Below are 14,752 nucleotides of genomic sequence, written 5' to 3'. Positions count from 1 at the left end.
TTGCCCACCACAGCGCGGAGCCCTCCCCGACCGCGCCGGGGAGGGCTCCGTTTTCACCGGCCTCAGACGCCGGCGACCTGCTGGATCCAGCTGCGGTAGCGGGTGATGTTGGTGTAAGCGGTGTTGTTCGACCGGTCGCTGGTCGAGGCGACACCGACCTGGCGGCCACCGGAGAACATCGGGCCGCCCGAGTCACCGCCGGCGGTGATGCCGTCGACGCGGTTCGCGCAGACCGCGACACCACCGTTGTAGTCACTGCAGCTGACCGAGTTGACCCGGACGTTGGCGACCTTCAGGTAGCGGGACTGGCAGTTGATCTCCGAACCGCACTGGCTGGTCGCGCCCCAGCCGTAGACCTGCACGTTCTGGCCGACCGCGACGCTGCTCGTGGTGCCGAGCGGCGAGTAGGTGGCGTTGACCGAACCGGTCAGCTTGACGATGGCGAGGTCCGCGCTCGCGTGCCGGGTGATGGTCGAGCCGGTGGCCATGGTGCCGCCGCTCTGCTGGTCGAGGCTGCCGATCCGGAAGGTGTAGGTGCCGCTGCTCGCGACACAGTGCTTGGCGGTGAGGATGTACTGCGGCGCGATGATCGTCGCGGTGCAGTTCTGCTGGCCGTTCACGAACAGCCGGGCCGCCCAGGGACCACTCTGCGCGTTCTGGCCTCCGATGATCATCGGCTGCGCGCCCGAGGGCTCGGCGGCGGTCGCGGCGGGGGCGGTCGAGCCGAGCAACGCCATGAAGGCGGTGCCTGCCAGCAGGACGAGGGAGCGCAGTCGCATGTTCCGACTCATTTCTGCGGCCGGGTCTTGGCCGCGTCAGTGGGGACCAACGCGCTGATTCTGTGTCGTGCCAAGAGAAGCCGGAAACCGACGAAAGTTCGCGCGGGCTACCTATTTATTTCCATGACGCCCGGCGAATTTTTTGAGTACCCGGCGAAGATCATTAGGTATTCCGCCGACCCGCCGCGCAGCCGCCACGCGGTGAGGCCGACCACCGGACTCAGTCACGCGAAAGTACCGGGGGTCGTGAGTGGCAGGGACGGTTCTGGTGGACCGGTACTTGCCTACCCGCTGGATCCCGTTGGAGGCCGAGTGGTCTCGCGACGGTGAAGGAATCAGGACACTCAACGTCCCGATTCCTTCACCGTCGACTCCGGCAAGCACTACACGTCCCTTGCCACTCACAAGCCCGGTCTACTCCTCGAAGCCCTCGTCCCCGCCGTCGAAGACGTCTTCCATGACCTCGCCGAGGATCATGCCGCCGACCACACCGGCCGCGGCACCGGCGACCACACCGCCCATCCCCGGACCACGCCTGCCGTGGTGACCGTGGTGGTCGTACTCGTGGCCGTAGTGCTCCTGGTGCCCGCCGAACATGGCGTGCCCGCCGCCGGATTCGGCGACGTTGGCCAGCCAGCCGTCGATCGCCGCGGCCCAGTCGGTGCGCAGGGCCTCCTCGTGCGAGACGTGGAAGCGGCCGAAGGAGTCGCCACCGGAGCGGAACATGCCGCCGCGTTTGTCGGCCTCCAGCACCACCACCAGCTCGTGCGGGCTCGCGACGAAGGTCAGCTCCACCTGGTTGACCCGGCCGGCGTAGCGCGACGGCGGGAAGAACTCGATCTCCTGGAAGAACCCAAGCTCCTGCCGGACTCCGTGCAGCTGCCCGGCCTCGACGTCGGCGCTGCGGAAGGAGAAGCCCAGCTCACCGAACGCCTCCAGCACCCTGTCCTGCGACTCCAGCGGCCCGACCAGCAGCGGGTCGAGGTCACCCTTGTCCGGCGCGCCCGCGATGACGAGTTCGGTCCGCACGCCGACGACCATGCCCGGCAGTTCCCGTCCGCCGACAGCGCTGATCGGCGTCTCCCACGGCAGCGCGAGCTGGAACGGCACGGTGGTCAGCTGCCCCGCCGTCACCTTCACCTTGCGGCCCGCGCTGACCCGCAGGAACTCCGCGGTCCCGGCGCGCTCGTGGTCGCCGTGTTCGACCTCGACCCTGGTCACCAGCGAAAGCAGGATTTCCTCGATCTGGGCGTCGCTCGAACCGCCCTGGATGCGGACCTGTCCGGTGACCACCTCGCCCGGCACGGCGTGCGGTGAGTCGAGCACGGTGTCGACGGACGGGCCGCCGACCCCGAAGGCGCTGAGCATCCGTTTGAACATCAGGGATTTCCTCCGCTGGGTACTGGAACTGGGCGAACACTTCGACTACTACCGAGATCCGCCGCGGCACGCCAGGAAAACCGGGTTAAAAACCCCTAAACGGGCGCGGCGTCACTACCTTCTCAGATCGGCCTGGCGCACGTCGTGCAGGTGGATGACGGCGTCGTAGGAACGCCCGAGAGAGATGACCGCGGGGTCGACGGGGAACAGCGTGCCGATGGTGCGGGTGGGCCGGGCGGCGTCCAGCCAGGTGCGGGCGGCGGGCGGCGCGGTGCGGAAGTCGAGGTAGAAGTCCTCGAACCGCACCTTGTCGAGGGTGTACTCGTTCGACCCCTGCGGCGCGGCCGGGACGGAGAACTTCTTCCAGTCGCCTCCGATCGCGGTGTCCTTGGAAAGGAAGGAACCCCGGTCGAAGCTGAAGCCGATCGGCAGGTAGTCGCGGCCCAGCGTCTCGCGCAGGAAGGCGCCCTGCGTCTTCGGGTACATCGCCGGGTTGTCCGGGATGTAGGCGACGTGGGTGTTGTGCGCGGAGAGCAGGACCTTCTGCCCGGTCCGCCGCTGCCACCAGGCGACGTTCTGCGCCATCGCCTGGTCCCGCAGGATCTGGAAGCCGGGCAGCGACTTCGGGTCCGAGAGGTCGACGCTGAGGAACCGGGCGGTCTGCGCGACGAACCGGGCGTGCTGAGCGGTCCAGTCGAGCTCGCCCGCGCCGGTGAGCCCCTTGATCAGCTCGAAGGCCTGCTCCGCCTGGGTGGCGAGCCGCTTCCGTTCGTCGAGCGGTTTGCGGAGGTAGGCGAGATGGTCGTCGATCGGGCGAAGACCGGTGTAGAGCTGGTTCAGCTTGGGCAGCGCCGCCGGATGATGCTGCCGCACGTAGTCGGTGATCCTGGCGAAGAACGCGTCGTTGACCGAAGGCGCGCCGAGATCGTCACCGACGAAGTGCACGGTGCGGGCGGGGTGGGCGCGGTTGTAGTCGCGCATCCACTGAATCAGGCTGACGAACTCCTCACGGTCCCACGGGGAACCGGCCATCGTCCGCTTGAAGATCTCGCGGGCGTCGCCCCGGCCGGTCTGGACGTAGTCGTCGATCTCCATGCCCGCCGACCAGCTCGACTCCAGCGCGAACGCCCGGAACCCCTTCTCCTCGACGAGATAGCGGAACACCCGCTCCTTCATCGCGAAGAACTCGTGCGAGCCGTGCGTGGCCTCGCCGAGGCCGACCACCTTCGCACCGCCGATCATCGCGCCCAAGGCCCGCAGGTCGGCGTTGTTCCGGCCGGGTTCGGTCGACCGCAGCGGATGCGCCGCCAGCTCCAGCGACCGCACCGGGTCCCGCCAGGACGTCGCCGTCTCCGCCGCGTTCGCCGCGGGCGCGAGCATCGCCCCCGTCACCACCACCGCGGCGGCCGCCACTCCTCTTTTCCCCCAACGCTTGCGGTTCTCTGTCATACCCGTTCACCCCTTCGTTCCGATGTCGAAAGCGATCATCGTCCGAAGAGGGCAGGCGGCGCGCTGTAGCAGAGCTCCGACTTCGGATGGGGGAAAACCCCACCCCACGGGAAAGCGGGTGGACCCCGCCGCCGGGACCTGGTGCCCGGCGGCGGAATCCACCCGCGTTCATCTCCCTCCGCAGCGGCTGCTCGTCACTCCGCGCGCCACAACGCGGGCGTGTTCGGCGGCTCCCAGCCGGGCTGGGCCGTGTGCGCCTGCAAGCACACGTAACCGCGGCCGCTGTAGGTGACCCGGACGCCCGCGGAATAGCCGGTTCCCGCCGCCCAGGTCGTCCCGCCGGGCGGGTTGGAGGTCGAAGTGGGCGGGTTGGAGGTCGTCGGGTTCGAGGTGGTCGGCCGCGACGTCGACGTCGGCGTCTGCCGCACGTTGAGCACGAAGTCGAACGCGGCTTCCTTGCCCTGGCCCGCGTCCCGGACGTCCATCAGCAGCCGCGGGTCGAAGATCGTGTCGGTGTTGTTGCGCGGCTCGTTGGGGAAGTAGAGCTGTGTGGTCAGGATCGGCTTGCCGGGCGCCTGCACCTTGACGTGGATGTGCCGCGTACGACCGGGGTACAAGCCCGGCACGATCGTGCTCAGCGAGAACCTGCCCTGGTCGTCGGTGTACTGGTGACCTCGGAAGGTGTACCCCGAGTTGTCGTAGTTTCCGTTGACGTCGGCCTGCCAGAAGTCCAGCAGCGCCCGCGCGATCGGCTGGCACGCGAGACCGAAGACGAAGCCGGAGACGGTGAGCCTCGTGCCCTGCGTGCCAGGGGTGACGAGCGACGTCCGCTCCGGAGAGTTCGGCTTGAAGTAAGGACCCTCGGTCTGCGCGATGGTCGGGGCGTCTCCGTCGTGACATTCCGGGGTCAGCTCGGGCGTCTTGCCGCTCGCGACGGTGGTGCGCGCGAGAGCGGGGCCACCGACCAGCGCGACCGGGGCGACGACACCCGCGGCGAGCGCGGCCTTCAGCACAGTCTTTCGGCTGAGCTTGTTATCTTCGTCCATGACCTGCTCCTCGTGGGGCTTCGGGAATCACCCTCGACGGTATGGAGAAGATCAGCTGCGGACGATGGACTGACTTGGTCAGTCGTGGTGAATCTCCGGGGGCCCGTCTCCGGTCCTGCGATAATCACCGGGACTCAACCCCGTTTCCCGTCGGAAGAACCGGCAGAAATAGGCCGGATCCGCGAATCCGACCCGGCTGGCGACCTGCCGCACGGTGAGATCCGTGCCGAGCAGGAACCGTTTCGCTTCCCTGGTCCTCGCCTCGCGCATCAGTTGTGCCGCTGTCCGGCCGGTCGCCGTTTTCACCGCGTCGGTCAGATATCCCGGTGTGACACCGATACGTTCCGCGAGCGCGCTGACCGACCAGAGCCCGAGATCGGGCCTGCCGAGCAGCCGGGCGAATTCCGTTCCCACCGCCTGTGCCCTGGCGGGCGGGCGTGGATCCGCGAGTCCGGGAAGCCGTCCGGCCCGGACGATCAGCACGTGCATCAGGGCTCGCAGCACCGAATCGGTACCCTGTCCGCCACAACGGAATTCCTCGTCCAGTTCGGCGATCAGCCGTGCCGTCTCCTCGGCCGCGCGGGCGTCGAGCCGCCACGGCTGCTGGCTCAGCCTTCGCAGGGTTTCACGGTCCGACGGATGTTCGAGCAGGAAGTCGTCGGTGAACAACACGACGAATCCGCTGAGATCGCGGGCATCCCAATGATGCACCTGCCCCGGTGTTATGACCGCGAGCTGAGGTGGCCCCAATTCCCAGCGGGTGAAATCGATGACGTGGTCACCGGTGCCGCCGGTGACGTGGACTATTTCGTAGAAAGTGTGCCGATGCGGGAATGCCGCCCGCGACATCGGCCCGATCGTGTCGAAGGTACCGACCGTGAACGGCAGGGCGTCCGGCGCGCGGACCTCCAGCCGATGCAAGGGCAATTCCCCCGCTTTGGGTTTCAGGCAAGGCGTCCTGGGCAACACCGTCGTTCCGCGCATGGACCGGTCCCTTTCACCACACTGGGAATTGAAAAGTCTAGACCAATGCGAGTGCGCTGACTGCCGACGGAAGTCGGATCTCGGCCGCCCGGTACAGTCGTGATCATCGACGCACGTCCGAAGGGTCACCACGCGATGTCTCCAGCCACGTCGCGCGGCCGGACCTGGTGGCCGGTCGGCGCGTTCGCCGCACTGGTGCTGGCCTGTGCCGTGGCCTGGGTGACGACCGGCGATTCCCACAGCGACCTCGAGATCTACCGCTTCGGCGTCGACACCCTGTGGACCGGCGGCGACCTCTACGGCGCCCTGCCGCTTTCCGACGCGGGCATCCCGCTGCTGTTCATCTACCCGCCGTTCGCCGCGCTGGCGCTCACCCCGCTGGCGGTGCTTCCGTGGACCGGCGCCGTGCTCGTGCTGTACGCGCTCAGCCTGGCCGCGCTGGGGATCACCTTCTACGCGATCACCCGCACGCTGTGGCCGTCGGCGGACCGGCGGAAGGCGTTGCTCGTCGCGTCGCTGGCGATCACTCCGGCGCTCTTCCTCGAACCGGTCCGCCAGACCCTCGGGTTCGGGCAGATCAATCTGCTGCTGATGGGCCTGGTCGCGGCGGACTGCCTGCTCGCACGCGGCCGCTACCGGGGCATCGGCGTCGGGCTGGCCGCGGCCGTCAAGCTGACGCCGATGGCGTTCCTGCTGTTCTTCCTGGTGCGCAAGGACTTTCGCGGCGCGCTGACCTCGATGGGCACGTTCGTGGCCGCCTCGGCCGTGGCGTTCGCCGTCGCCCCGGAGGCTTCCGTGCGCTACTGGTTCGGCGGACTCGCCGGCGCGTCGGGGATCAGCGGCACCTCGTTCCACACCAACCAGACCCTGCAGGCCGTGCTCGCGCGCTTCGGCGCCGAGTCCGCCAAACCGCTGTGGCTCGTCCTCACCGTCGTGCTGCTGGCGCTGGTGACGCTGACCATGTCCCGCTCGGCCGCGGTGCCGGCGCTGCTGTTGAACGCGACGTTCGCCCTGCTCATCTCGCCGACGTCGTGGTCGCATCACTGGGTGTGGATCGCCCCGGCGCTGTTCACCACCGCCGCCTGCGCGGTGCTCCATCGGCATGATCACCGCCGGGCGCTGATCTGGCTGGCCGTCACCGGGGTCGGCGCCACGGTCTTCGTCGCGGCACCGTTCCGGTATTTCCCCGCTTTCGACCGGCCGGGGCAGACGTGGACGGCCGCCCAGCAGTGGCTGGGGAACTGCTACGTCCTCGCGGGCCTGATCTTCCTGGTCGTCGCGGGTGTGCTCGCGCTGCGGAAGGAGCATCGATGCTCGACCTGACCGGCACCACCACCCTCGTGACCGGGGCCAGCGGCGGAATCGGCCGCGGCATCGCCCTGCGCTTCGCCGAGGCGGGCAGCGCCGTCGCCGTGCACTACCACCGTGACGGGACCTCGGCGCTCGCCGTCGTCGAGCGGATCCGGGAGGCGGGCGGTACCGCCAAGGCCTTCGCCGCCGACCTCACCGACGACGGCGAAGCCCGGCGGCTCGTGGCCGCGGCGGCGGCCTGGACCGGACGGCTGGACACTCTGGTCAACAACGCCGGCGTGCAGCCGGTCGAGCCGCTGCCGGGGATGTCCGCGCACACCTGGCGCGCCCTTCTCGACGCGAACCTCACCAGCGCGTTCTCCTGCACTCAGGCCGCGGCCGAGGTGATGGACGGCGGCAGCGTCGTCCACATCGCCTCGATCGAAGCGGCGCACCCCGCTCCGGGGCACGCGCACTACAGCAGCGCGAAGGCCGCGCTGGTCATGCACGCCCGCGCCGCCGCGCTCGAATACGGCCCGCGCGGCCTCCGTGTCAACGCCGTCTCGCCCGGCCTCATCGAGCGTCCGGGACTCGGCGACGCCTGGCCGGAGGGCGTCCGCCGCTGGGAACAGGCGGCACCGCTGGGCAGGCTCGGCACCCCCGGCGACGTCGCGAACGCCTGCTTGTTCCTCGCCTCGCCGCTCGCGGCGTGGATCACGGGCCACAACCTGACCGTGGACGGTGGCGTCTCCGCGCATCCCACCTGGTGATCGCCGGGCGGGGAACATCCGAGGTCGGCTACTTCACCGCATGACCCTGTGACCTCCATCACAAGTATTCCCATGGCGCACTTTCGCTGCGAAAGGGCGCGCCACTCCATCAGGTAGGAATCGCCTTCCCGGTTCATCAATCTGATTGCCCGGCCGTGACGGATTGTCGAAGTCGCCGAAGGTAAACGATTGCCGCACCCGCTCGGGCGCATCGCTTGACCGCGCACATCGCCAAGGACGCTCCGTCGCCTCACTGCTACAGTCCGTGTCAGTCCGGTTTTCGTAGAAATACCAGGCTTTCCCCACGATTATCTCGCCGAATTCCGGCACATTCCTCAGAAAAGGCGTCACTTGACGGATCTCAACCACCCGTGGATCGTCAGCGCGTTCCTCGGGGCCGACACCTGCCTGCTCGACTCCGTGCGGGAACTTCGCGCGCGGATCCTGTTCGACCGCGGTCGCCGTCCGGCCTTTCGCCGGGCGGACGGTTCCCACACCGACGACCAGGACCTCGACTTCGGGGCCTGGCATTTCATCGCCCGGCGACAGCCGGACGGCCAGCCGCTCGGCTACATCCGGCTCTCCACCCCCGCCACCGGCGACAGCTTCCAGTCGCGGGCCTACCTCGGCACCGAGCGGTACGAGAATTTGCTTGCCGCGCAAGGCGTCGAGCCGCGTCACGTCTTCGAACACAGCAGGCTCGTCGTCGAGCACCGGGCACGGAAACTCGGGCTCGGGCAGTACCTCAACGCGCTCGCGATCGGCGCCGCGCACCATCTCGGCGCCCACGCCATGATCGGTACTTCGGGGACGAAGGACGGCCAGGACCGTTTCCACGAGCAGTTCGGTTTCGCCGCCATGCCGGGCACTCGCCGCTATGTCGAGCAGTACACCGAAGACGTCGTGATCATGTTCCACCGCGTGGCCGACGGTGCCGGACGGCACCACGATCTCGTCACCCGGCTCCGGGACGAATTCCCCGTGGTCGCCGCCTCCACGCCCACCCCGCTCACCACCGCGGCCCCGTCGGGCAGGCCCGCGCCCGCCGCGCTCATCGCCACCTCCGGACCCGATCGAGACACGTGGCGGCCGACCCTGTTCGCACCCCGCGATCCGGCGGATTTCGCCGCGCTGACGGCGTTGCTGGCCTCCGGCGACGTCCGCGAAGTCCACGACACCCTCGACGAACAGCTCGCCGAACTGGTCCGCAGCCGCGAACCGTCGTGCCGCGACGCGGCCGAAATCGAGGACAGGAAACGGGATCAGCTCGCCGGGCTGGCGCACTGGGAGTACGGCACCTGGGTCTGGTACCCGTGGTCGCGGCGGCTCGTACACCTCCTGCCGCGCGACGAGTTCCGGCTCGTGCGCACGGATCGCAATCGTGGCAAGGTGAACCGGCCGGAGCAGCGCCGCCTGCTCGGCAAGCGCATCGGGATCATCGGTCTCTCGGTCGGCAACAGCGCCGCGCTCACGTTCGCGCTCGAAGGCATCGGCGGCGCCTACGCGCTGGCGGACTTCGACGACTTCAGCCTCTCGAACCTGAACCGGCTCCGCGCGGGCGTGCACGAACTCGGGGTCAACAAAGCGGTCCTGTCCGCGCGCCAGATGTTCGAGATCGACCCGTACCTCGACATCGAGATCCACCGCGGCGGCCTGACCGAGGACAACATCGAGGCGTTCTTCACCGGCGGCATCGACCTCCTGATCGAGGAGTGCGACACCCCGTGGGTCAAGGTCGCGGCCCGCGAATACGCGCGCGACCTGCGAATCCCGGTCGTCATGGACTGCAACGACCGCGGCATGCTCGACGTCGAACGCTTCGACCTCGAGCCGGACCGGCCACTGCTGCACGGCCTGCTCGGCGACATCAAATCCGTGGACGTCGCCGAACTGGGCCACCAGGAGAAGGTCGAAATGATCCTGGCCATGGTCGACGCCGACCGGATCAGCCCGGAGCTGGCCGCGGCCTTCGGCGAACTCGGCCGCACGCTGAGCAGCTGGCCGCAACTGGCTTCCGGGGTCGCGCTGGGCGGCGCGCTCTGCGGCGAAGCCGCGCGGCGTGTCCTGCTCGGCCTGCCGTGCGTGTCCGGCCGGTTCTACACCGACCTCGACCGCCAGCTCAGCCCGGAACGGAGCACGGTCACGTGACCCCGCCGCTGCCCGTCCGGATCGCAGGCACCGGTGTCCACCTGCCCCCTGACGTCGTCACCAACCGGCGGCTCACCGAAACGCTCGACACTTCCGACGAGTGGATCGTCAGCCGTACCGGGATCCGGGAACGCCGTTGGCTCGCCCCGGATCTCGCCACCTCGGACATGTGCGTGGCCGCCGCCCTGCCCGCGCTCGCGGCGGCGGGTTGTGCCACAAGGGACATCGACGCGATCATCGTCGCGACCTACACCTACGACCAGCCGCTGCCGTCGACGGCCCTGATCGTCAAGGACGCGCTCGGCGCTTTCCCGGCGCTCACCTTCGACATCACGCAGGCCGCGTGCGCGAACGGTGTCCAGGCGTTGTTCCTCGGTTCCCTCCTGGTGCGAACCGGTGCGGCGGAACGGGTCCTGGTGATCGCGGCCGACAGCGCGTCCCGCGTGACCGATCCGGAAGACCGCGCCACCCGTGTCTTCTTCGGTGACGCCGCGGGTGCCGCCGTGCTGACCAGGGCGGTGACACCGGGCACCGGACTGCTCGGCTGGGACTTCGGCGCCGAACTGTCCTACGACGTCGAGATCCCGGCAGGCGGCTCGCGGCAGCCCGCCGGGGCGACGACGTTCGCGGGCGGGCGGCACTACCTCAAAATGAACGGCCGGGCCGTCTGGGACACCGCCACCCGATGCCTGCCGGACAGCGTCCTGAACGCCACTCGCCAAGCCGGGCTGACGGTGGACGAAGTGGCCCATTTCTTCCTGCACCAGGCCAACCTGAACATCGTGCAAGCGGCGATGGACAAACTCGGCGTGCCGCGTGACCGCGCGCCGATCACCGTCGACAGTCTCGGCAACACCGGCTCGGCCGGTGTTTTCACCGTGCTGCACAAGGGTTTCTCGGAGGGCTCGGTGCGGGAGGGCGACGCGTTCGTCGTGTCGGCGATCGGGGCGGGGTTCCAGTGGGGCACTCTGTGCTTCAGGGCTTAGATGGCCGTGATCGGTGTTCTGATGTTCGCGATGTCTTTGGTCATGCCGAACTGGCCGCCCTGCAAGACATTTTGACGATCCGAAGAACGGGGAGGCTTCCGGCTTCAGAGGCTGCCGGCACCCTTTCGCCGTGATAGGCACCGAAGACCGGAAGTCACCTTTCATCACGACTCACCGCCACAGTCGAACGGAATTGAATTTTATTTTCCGCGGGTTCAAATGGTCAGCACACCAGCCGGGATGATGATAATTCCGGGTAGCGGAGAGGTGTTCTGCGGCACGTGGTGTTCCGTTGCGGTCGGTGGAGCGCGAGTTGATCGCATTCGGGTTGAAGCAGGGAAGGTCGTTTCGGGAGATTGGGTCCTGGATTGGACGGGATCATTAGGTGGTGTCGCGCGAGATGGGTCGTAACGGCGGAAGGGAGACGTATTCTCCGTTGGTTGCACAGCGCCGGACCGATCGACTGAGGAAGCGTCCAAAGGCACGTAAGGTGCTGAAATCGCCGTTTCTTACTCGTGCGGTGGTCGAAGGATTGCGGAAGAAGTGGTCACCGATGCAGATCGCGCACAGGTTGCGGCTCGAGCATCCGATGGATCATTCTCGCTGGATGTCACATGAAGCGATTTACCAGGCGTTGTTCGTGCAAGCGAAGGGTACCTTGCGGGCGGAGGTGGCCGAGGGGTTACGCCAGGGCAGGATCAAGCGACGGGCCCGGTCACGCGGAGCGGAGCTGCGGGGAAAGATCAAGGATATGGTCCTGATCAGCGACCGGCCGGCCGAGGCCGAGGATCGTGCCGTGCCGGGTTTCCGGGAAGGTGATCTGATCGTAGGCGCGAAAAATCAGTCACAGATCGCGACCCTGGTCGAGCGGAGTACTCGATTTGTCATGCTGGTACGCATTCCTCACGATCGCACGGCCGATAATGTGGCACCGCGGCCGGCGGCCAAGATGAACACCTTGCCCGATGTCTTCAAGAACAGCGTCACATGGGACCAAGGTGGCGAGATGGGTCACCATAAGCAATTCACCATGACCACGGGCATGCCGGTGTATTTTTGCAACCCGCGCTCACCCTGGCAACACGGTAGCAACGAGAACACCATGGGCTGCTGCGCCAATATCTCCCCAAGGGAACCGACTTGTCCATGCACTCGCAGGACGAACTCGATGCCATCGCACACGAACTCAACGACAGGCCACGACAGACGCTGGGATGACTTAAACCCATCAAAGCGTTCAGCAAAGTGTTGCCAGACTAGAGGTGGTGCACTCACCAGTTGAAACCACCCAATAAACTGTTTCATATTCGCACAGATGTTCGAATCGGTGTACTATTGATCTCGTGGCCAGCGACAGCACATCCCCGACGACACCCACCGAGTGGTGGCGTGCCGACACCGCGACGCTGCATGCCCGTAAGCAGGAACTCGAAGTCCTCAAGCGGCAGCTGGACGCGGAGCAGAACGCGATTCTGGCGGAGATCAACATCCGTGGGGTTCGTGGCTGCTCGGGTCATTCGACGCTGGCGTCGATGATCTATGAGGATTTCCGTGTCACCGCGAAGGAAGCCGACGATCGTGCCGACCGGGTCCTGGCCCTGTATCCCGGCCCGTCCATCGGCGGTGACCCTGTGCCGCCTTTGGCGCCGTTGACTGCTGCTGCTTCCGCGGAAGGCGCGATCGGCGGTTCGCAGATCGACGCGATCATCAAAACCCTCGCTCGCATCCCTTCCACTGTCCCGGAAGAGGACGTGCGGGGCGGGGAGAAGATCCTGGTCGACTTGGCCCGCCACGCCGGGCCCCGGACGATCGCGCAAGCCGGGCGGCGGCTGCTGGACGAACTCGACCCCGACGGGAAAGAGCCCCGCAACGAGGACCCGAAGGATGGTCGTCCGGAGCTGCGGTTCGTCAAGCACCGCGACGGCACCCTGGGCCTGAAGGGCACCCTCGAACTCGAAACGTATGCGCGGTTGAAGTCCGACCTTGATCCGATGGCCAAACCGCATAAGGCCATCGACGGGGTCCGGGACTCCCGTACCCAGGATGAACGTTACGGGGATGCCTTCACCGACTATGTGCGGCTAAAGACCACCAGCCGGAACTTGCCCGGTCAAGCCGGGGAAGCCACCCACATTCTGGTCACCATGTCGTATGAGGACCTGATCCGGGATATCGGCGAGGCTCACTTGGATCTGGTCGGGCCGATCAGCGCCACCGACGCCCGCATCCTCGCCTGCGACGCCCGCGTCCGCCCCGGCGTCCTGGGCACCGCGGGTGAACCTTTGGACATCGGCCGGTCGAAACGCACCGTCTCCCTCGCCCAGAAATACGCACTCACCCTTCGTGATGGTGGCTGTGCCTTTCCTGGCTGCGATATGCCGGTGCCACGGTGTACGGCGCACCATATTGTTTTCTGGCGGCACCACGGTGAGACCAAAATCGACAATTTGGTGCTCTTGTGCACGAAGCACCACCGGCTGATCCACCGCAGCGAATGGAAAGTCCAGATCGCCCAAGACGGACTCCCCGAATTCACCGCACCCGCCTACCTCGACCCCACCGGGCAACCAAGGCGCAACACCATGCACCTCAGGACATAGGCCGACCCACCGGTATCGGCCGCGAATCGCCGCCCCAGACTGCCCAGGCGCAGTAGGCGAACACCGGTCCGTCCTCACCGCTCACGAGCATCCGGCGATCATGCCCGTCCGAGTCACCGGCTCCGGATCTCGGTCCCTTGTCTCAGGTTCGTCACCAGCGCCGTCGACTTGCCCGTGACGGCGGTCGCGAGGGTCTTCTCGAGTCCCGGAAGCCTTGCCGCGCGGAGGAGAACGCGGCGTGCTTGGAGCAGGAGACGGTTCGCGGGCAGGAACCAGCGCGCGCCCCGGCGGGCGACCTGCTGCTTTTCGGTCACCACCGGGCGGACCAGCTTTTCGTACTCCGTGAACGCGGCTTCGATCGAGGAGGTCCGGATGAGTTGCTCGGCCAGCACGAAGGCGCCCGCGATCCCCAGTGAAGCGCCCTGACCGGCGAGAAGGGAGACGGCATAGCAGGAATCGCCGACCAGGACGACGCGGCCTCGGCTCCACGACGGCATCTCGATCTGCGCGACCTGGTCGTAGTACACCTCGTCGGACGGCGGGCAGAGATCGAGCGCTTTCGGCACCGCCCAGCCGAGCGAGCCGTAAGTCGCGCGCAGTGCCGCGCGCGTGTCTTGCGGCAGGGCAGGATCTGTCGCGCGGTGCACGGCGAAGGCCGCGAGTTTGCCGTCGCGGAGACCGTAGAAGCCCATCTGCGTCCCGACGGTGTCGGTCAGGCAGAACCGCTCCCCCACCCGCGCGCGGATCTCTTCGTCCTCGAAGACGAACGCCGCCGTGTGGAAGCCGAGGTGGCGCAGGAACCGGCTCTCTTCGCCGAAAACCAGCCGACGCACGGTCGAATGGATCCCGTCGGCTCCGACCAGCAGATCCGCTTCGATCACCTCGTCGTCCGCCAGGGTGATCCGCATCCGGTCGCCGAGATCCTCGACGTCGGCGACTCCGGCACCGAATCGGACGTCCACTGTGGACGGCAGGTTCGTGCGCAGGACGCGTTCCAGATCGGGCCGCATGATGCTGCACAGCCTGCCCCGCACCGACTTGGCGAACTGGACGTAGTCGATCGCCGCCCGGCGGCGACCGCGGTCGTCCAGCAAGCTCGCTTCGTCCACCTGGTACGCCACGTCTTCGACCTGAGCCAGCAGGCCCATCTCCTCGATCGCGTCGAAACCGGGGCCGAAGAAGTCGATCATGTAGCCCTGGTCCCGCGGCCCCGCCGCGCGTTCCAGGACCACGACCTCGACGTCCGACGTCGCGAGCCGGTGCGCCAGCGCCAGACCGGTGATCCCGGCACCGCAGATCGCCACCTTCATCGGGGTTCCT

The 14,752-nt window shown here is 67.4% G+C and carries 13 protein-coding genes; 7 read left to right on the top strand and 6 right to left on the bottom strand.

The genetic code is table 11. The features are described 5' to 3' along the window. Positions 1 to 62 precede the first annotated feature (62 nt). The 5 genes from AMYAL_RS0125145 to AMYAL_RS0125125 all read right to left on the bottom strand — a co-directional run bounded on the left by AMYAL_RS0125145 (position 63) and on the right by AMYAL_RS0125125 (position 5,638). Entirely contained in the window at positions 63 to 779 is a 717-nt protein-coding gene (locus AMYAL_RS0125145; protein ID WP_020634027.1) for a S1 family peptidase, read from the bottom strand. Positions 780 to 1,193: 414 nt separating this feature from the next. Continuing rightward, positions 1,194 to 2,159: a sporulation protein gene (locus AMYAL_RS0125140; RefSeq protein WP_020634026.1), complete on the bottom strand. Its 966-nt coding sequence runs from the start codon at positions 2,157 to 2,159 to the stop codon at positions 1,194 to 1,196. Between the two features lie 114 nt (positions 2,160 to 2,273). Further along, positions 2,274 to 3,608, bottom strand: a complete 1,335-nt coding sequence (locus AMYAL_RS0125135; protein ID WP_026467421.1) for an erythromycin esterase family protein — start codon at positions 3,606 to 3,608, stop codon at positions 2,274 to 2,276. A gap of 194 nt (positions 3,609 to 3,802) precedes the next feature. Further along, positions 3,803 to 4,654 (bottom strand): dioxygenase family protein, encoded by an 852-nt coding sequence (locus AMYAL_RS0125130; RefSeq protein ID WP_020634024.1) that lies wholly within the window; start codon positions 4,652 to 4,654, stop codon positions 3,803 to 3,805. 78 nt (positions 4,655 to 4,732) lie between these two features. Beyond that, entirely contained in the window at positions 4,733 to 5,638 is a 906-nt protein-coding gene (locus AMYAL_RS0125125; RefSeq protein WP_026467420.1) for an AraC family transcriptional regulator, read from the bottom strand. 135 nt (positions 5,639 to 5,773) lie between these two features. Here AMYAL_RS0125125 and AMYAL_RS0125120 point away from each other — a divergent pair, with 135 nt between their 5' ends. The 7 genes from AMYAL_RS0125120 (at position 5,774) to AMYAL_RS0125100 (ending at position 13,432) form a co-directional block, all read left to right on the top strand. Further along, complete coding sequence (locus AMYAL_RS0125120) at positions 5,774 to 6,961, top strand: glycosyltransferase 87 family protein (protein ID WP_245193031.1); 1,188 nt, start codon at positions 5,774 to 5,776, stop codon at positions 6,959 to 6,961. Continuing rightward, the gene (locus AMYAL_RS0125115) at positions 6,949 to 7,698 is read left to right on the top strand and encodes an SDR family NAD(P)-dependent oxidoreductase (protein ID WP_020634021.1); all 750 of its coding nucleotides are present in this window, start codon (positions 6,949 to 6,951) and stop codon (positions 7,696 to 7,698) included. The genes AMYAL_RS0125120 and AMYAL_RS0125115 overlap by 13 nt, the downstream gene beginning before the upstream one ends. Positions 7,699 to 8,049: 351 nt before the next feature. Next, positions 8,050 to 9,846: a ThiF family adenylyltransferase gene (locus AMYAL_RS0125110; RefSeq protein ID WP_020634020.1), complete on the top strand. Its 1,797-nt coding sequence runs from the start codon at positions 8,050 to 8,052 to the stop codon at positions 9,844 to 9,846. Further along, a complete protein-coding gene (locus tag AMYAL_RS0125105; protein ID WP_020634019.1) occupies positions 9,843 to 10,832 on the top strand; it encodes a 3-oxoacyl-ACP synthase III family protein in 990 nt (329 codons plus the stop codon). The genes AMYAL_RS0125110 and AMYAL_RS0125105 overlap by 4 nt, the downstream gene beginning before the upstream one ends. A gap of 301 nt (positions 10,833 to 11,133) precedes the next feature. Further along, a complete protein-coding gene (locus tag AMYAL_RS51070) occupies positions 11,134 to 11,217 on the top strand; it encodes a helix-turn-helix domain-containing protein (protein WP_245193395.1) in 84 nt (27 codons plus the stop codon). Positions 11,218 to 11,232: 15 nt separating this feature from the next. Continuing rightward, the gene (locus tag AMYAL_RS48545) at positions 11,233 to 12,114 is read left to right on the top strand and encodes an IS30 family transposase (protein ID WP_245193394.1); all 882 of its coding nucleotides are present in this window, start codon (positions 11,233 to 11,235) and stop codon (positions 12,112 to 12,114) included. A 61-nt stretch (positions 12,115 to 12,175) separates the two neighbouring features. Next, positions 12,176 to 13,432 carry an HNH endonuclease signature motif containing protein gene (locus AMYAL_RS0125100; RefSeq protein ID WP_020634018.1) on the top strand — a complete coding sequence of 419 codons (1,257 nt, stop codon included), beginning with the start codon at positions 12,176 to 12,178 and terminating at the stop codon, positions 13,430 to 13,432. A 113-nt stretch (positions 13,433 to 13,545) separates the two neighbouring features. On the opposite strand, the gene AMYAL_RS0125095 is transcribed toward AMYAL_RS0125100, so the two are convergent. Next, positions 13,546 to 14,742: an FAD-dependent monooxygenase gene (locus AMYAL_RS0125095; protein WP_020634017.1), complete on the bottom strand. Its 1,197-nt coding sequence runs from the start codon at positions 14,740 to 14,742 to the stop codon at positions 13,546 to 13,548. Between the last annotated feature and the right edge of the window lie 10 nt (positions 14,743 to 14,752).

It is taken from the genome of Amycolatopsis alba DSM 44262 (assembly GCF_000384215.1).
Classification (GTDB): Bacteria; Actinomycetota; Actinomycetes; order Mycobacteriales; family Pseudonocardiaceae; genus Amycolatopsis; species Amycolatopsis alba.
This window is presented reverse-complemented; position numbering and strand designations above follow the sequence as displayed.

What these genes read in the sequence shown, in the direction of transcription:
- AMYAL_RS0125145 (WP_020634027.1), bottom strand. Translation starts at nt 779, where the DNA reads ATGCGACTGCGCTCCCTCGTCCTGCTGGCAGGCACCGCCTTCATGGCG.
- AMYAL_RS0125140 (WP_020634026.1), bottom strand. Translation starts at nt 2,159, where the DNA reads ATGTTCAAACGGATGCTCAGCGCCTTCGGGGTCGGCGGCCCGTCCGTC.
- AMYAL_RS0125135 (WP_026467421.1), bottom strand. Translation starts at nt 3,608, where the DNA reads ATGACAGAGAACCGCAAGCGTTGGGGGAAAAGAGGAGTGGCGGCCGCC.
- AMYAL_RS0125130 (WP_020634024.1), bottom strand. Translation starts at nt 4,654, where the DNA reads ATGGACGAAGATAACAAGCTCAGCCGAAAGACTGTGCTGAAGGCCGCG.
- AMYAL_RS0125125 (WP_026467420.1), bottom strand. Translation starts at nt 5,638, where the DNA reads ATGCGCGGAACGACGGTGTTGCCCAGGACGCCTTGCCTGAAACCCAAA.
- AMYAL_RS0125120 (WP_245193031.1), top strand. Translation starts at nt 5,774, where the DNA reads ATGTCTCCAGCCACGTCGCGCGGCCGGACCTGGTGGCCGGTCGGCGCG.
- AMYAL_RS0125115 (WP_020634021.1), top strand. Translation starts at nt 6,949, where the DNA reads ATGCTCGACCTGACCGGCACCACCACCCTCGTGACCGGGGCCAGCGGC.
- AMYAL_RS48545 (WP_245193394.1), top strand. Translation starts at nt 11,233, where the DNA reads ATGGGTCGTAACGGCGGAAGGGAGACGTATTCTCCGTTGGTTGCACAG.
- AMYAL_RS0125095 (WP_020634017.1), bottom strand. Translation starts at nt 14,742, where the DNA reads ATGAAGGTGGCGATCTGCGGTGCCGGGATCACCGGTCTGGCGCTGGCG.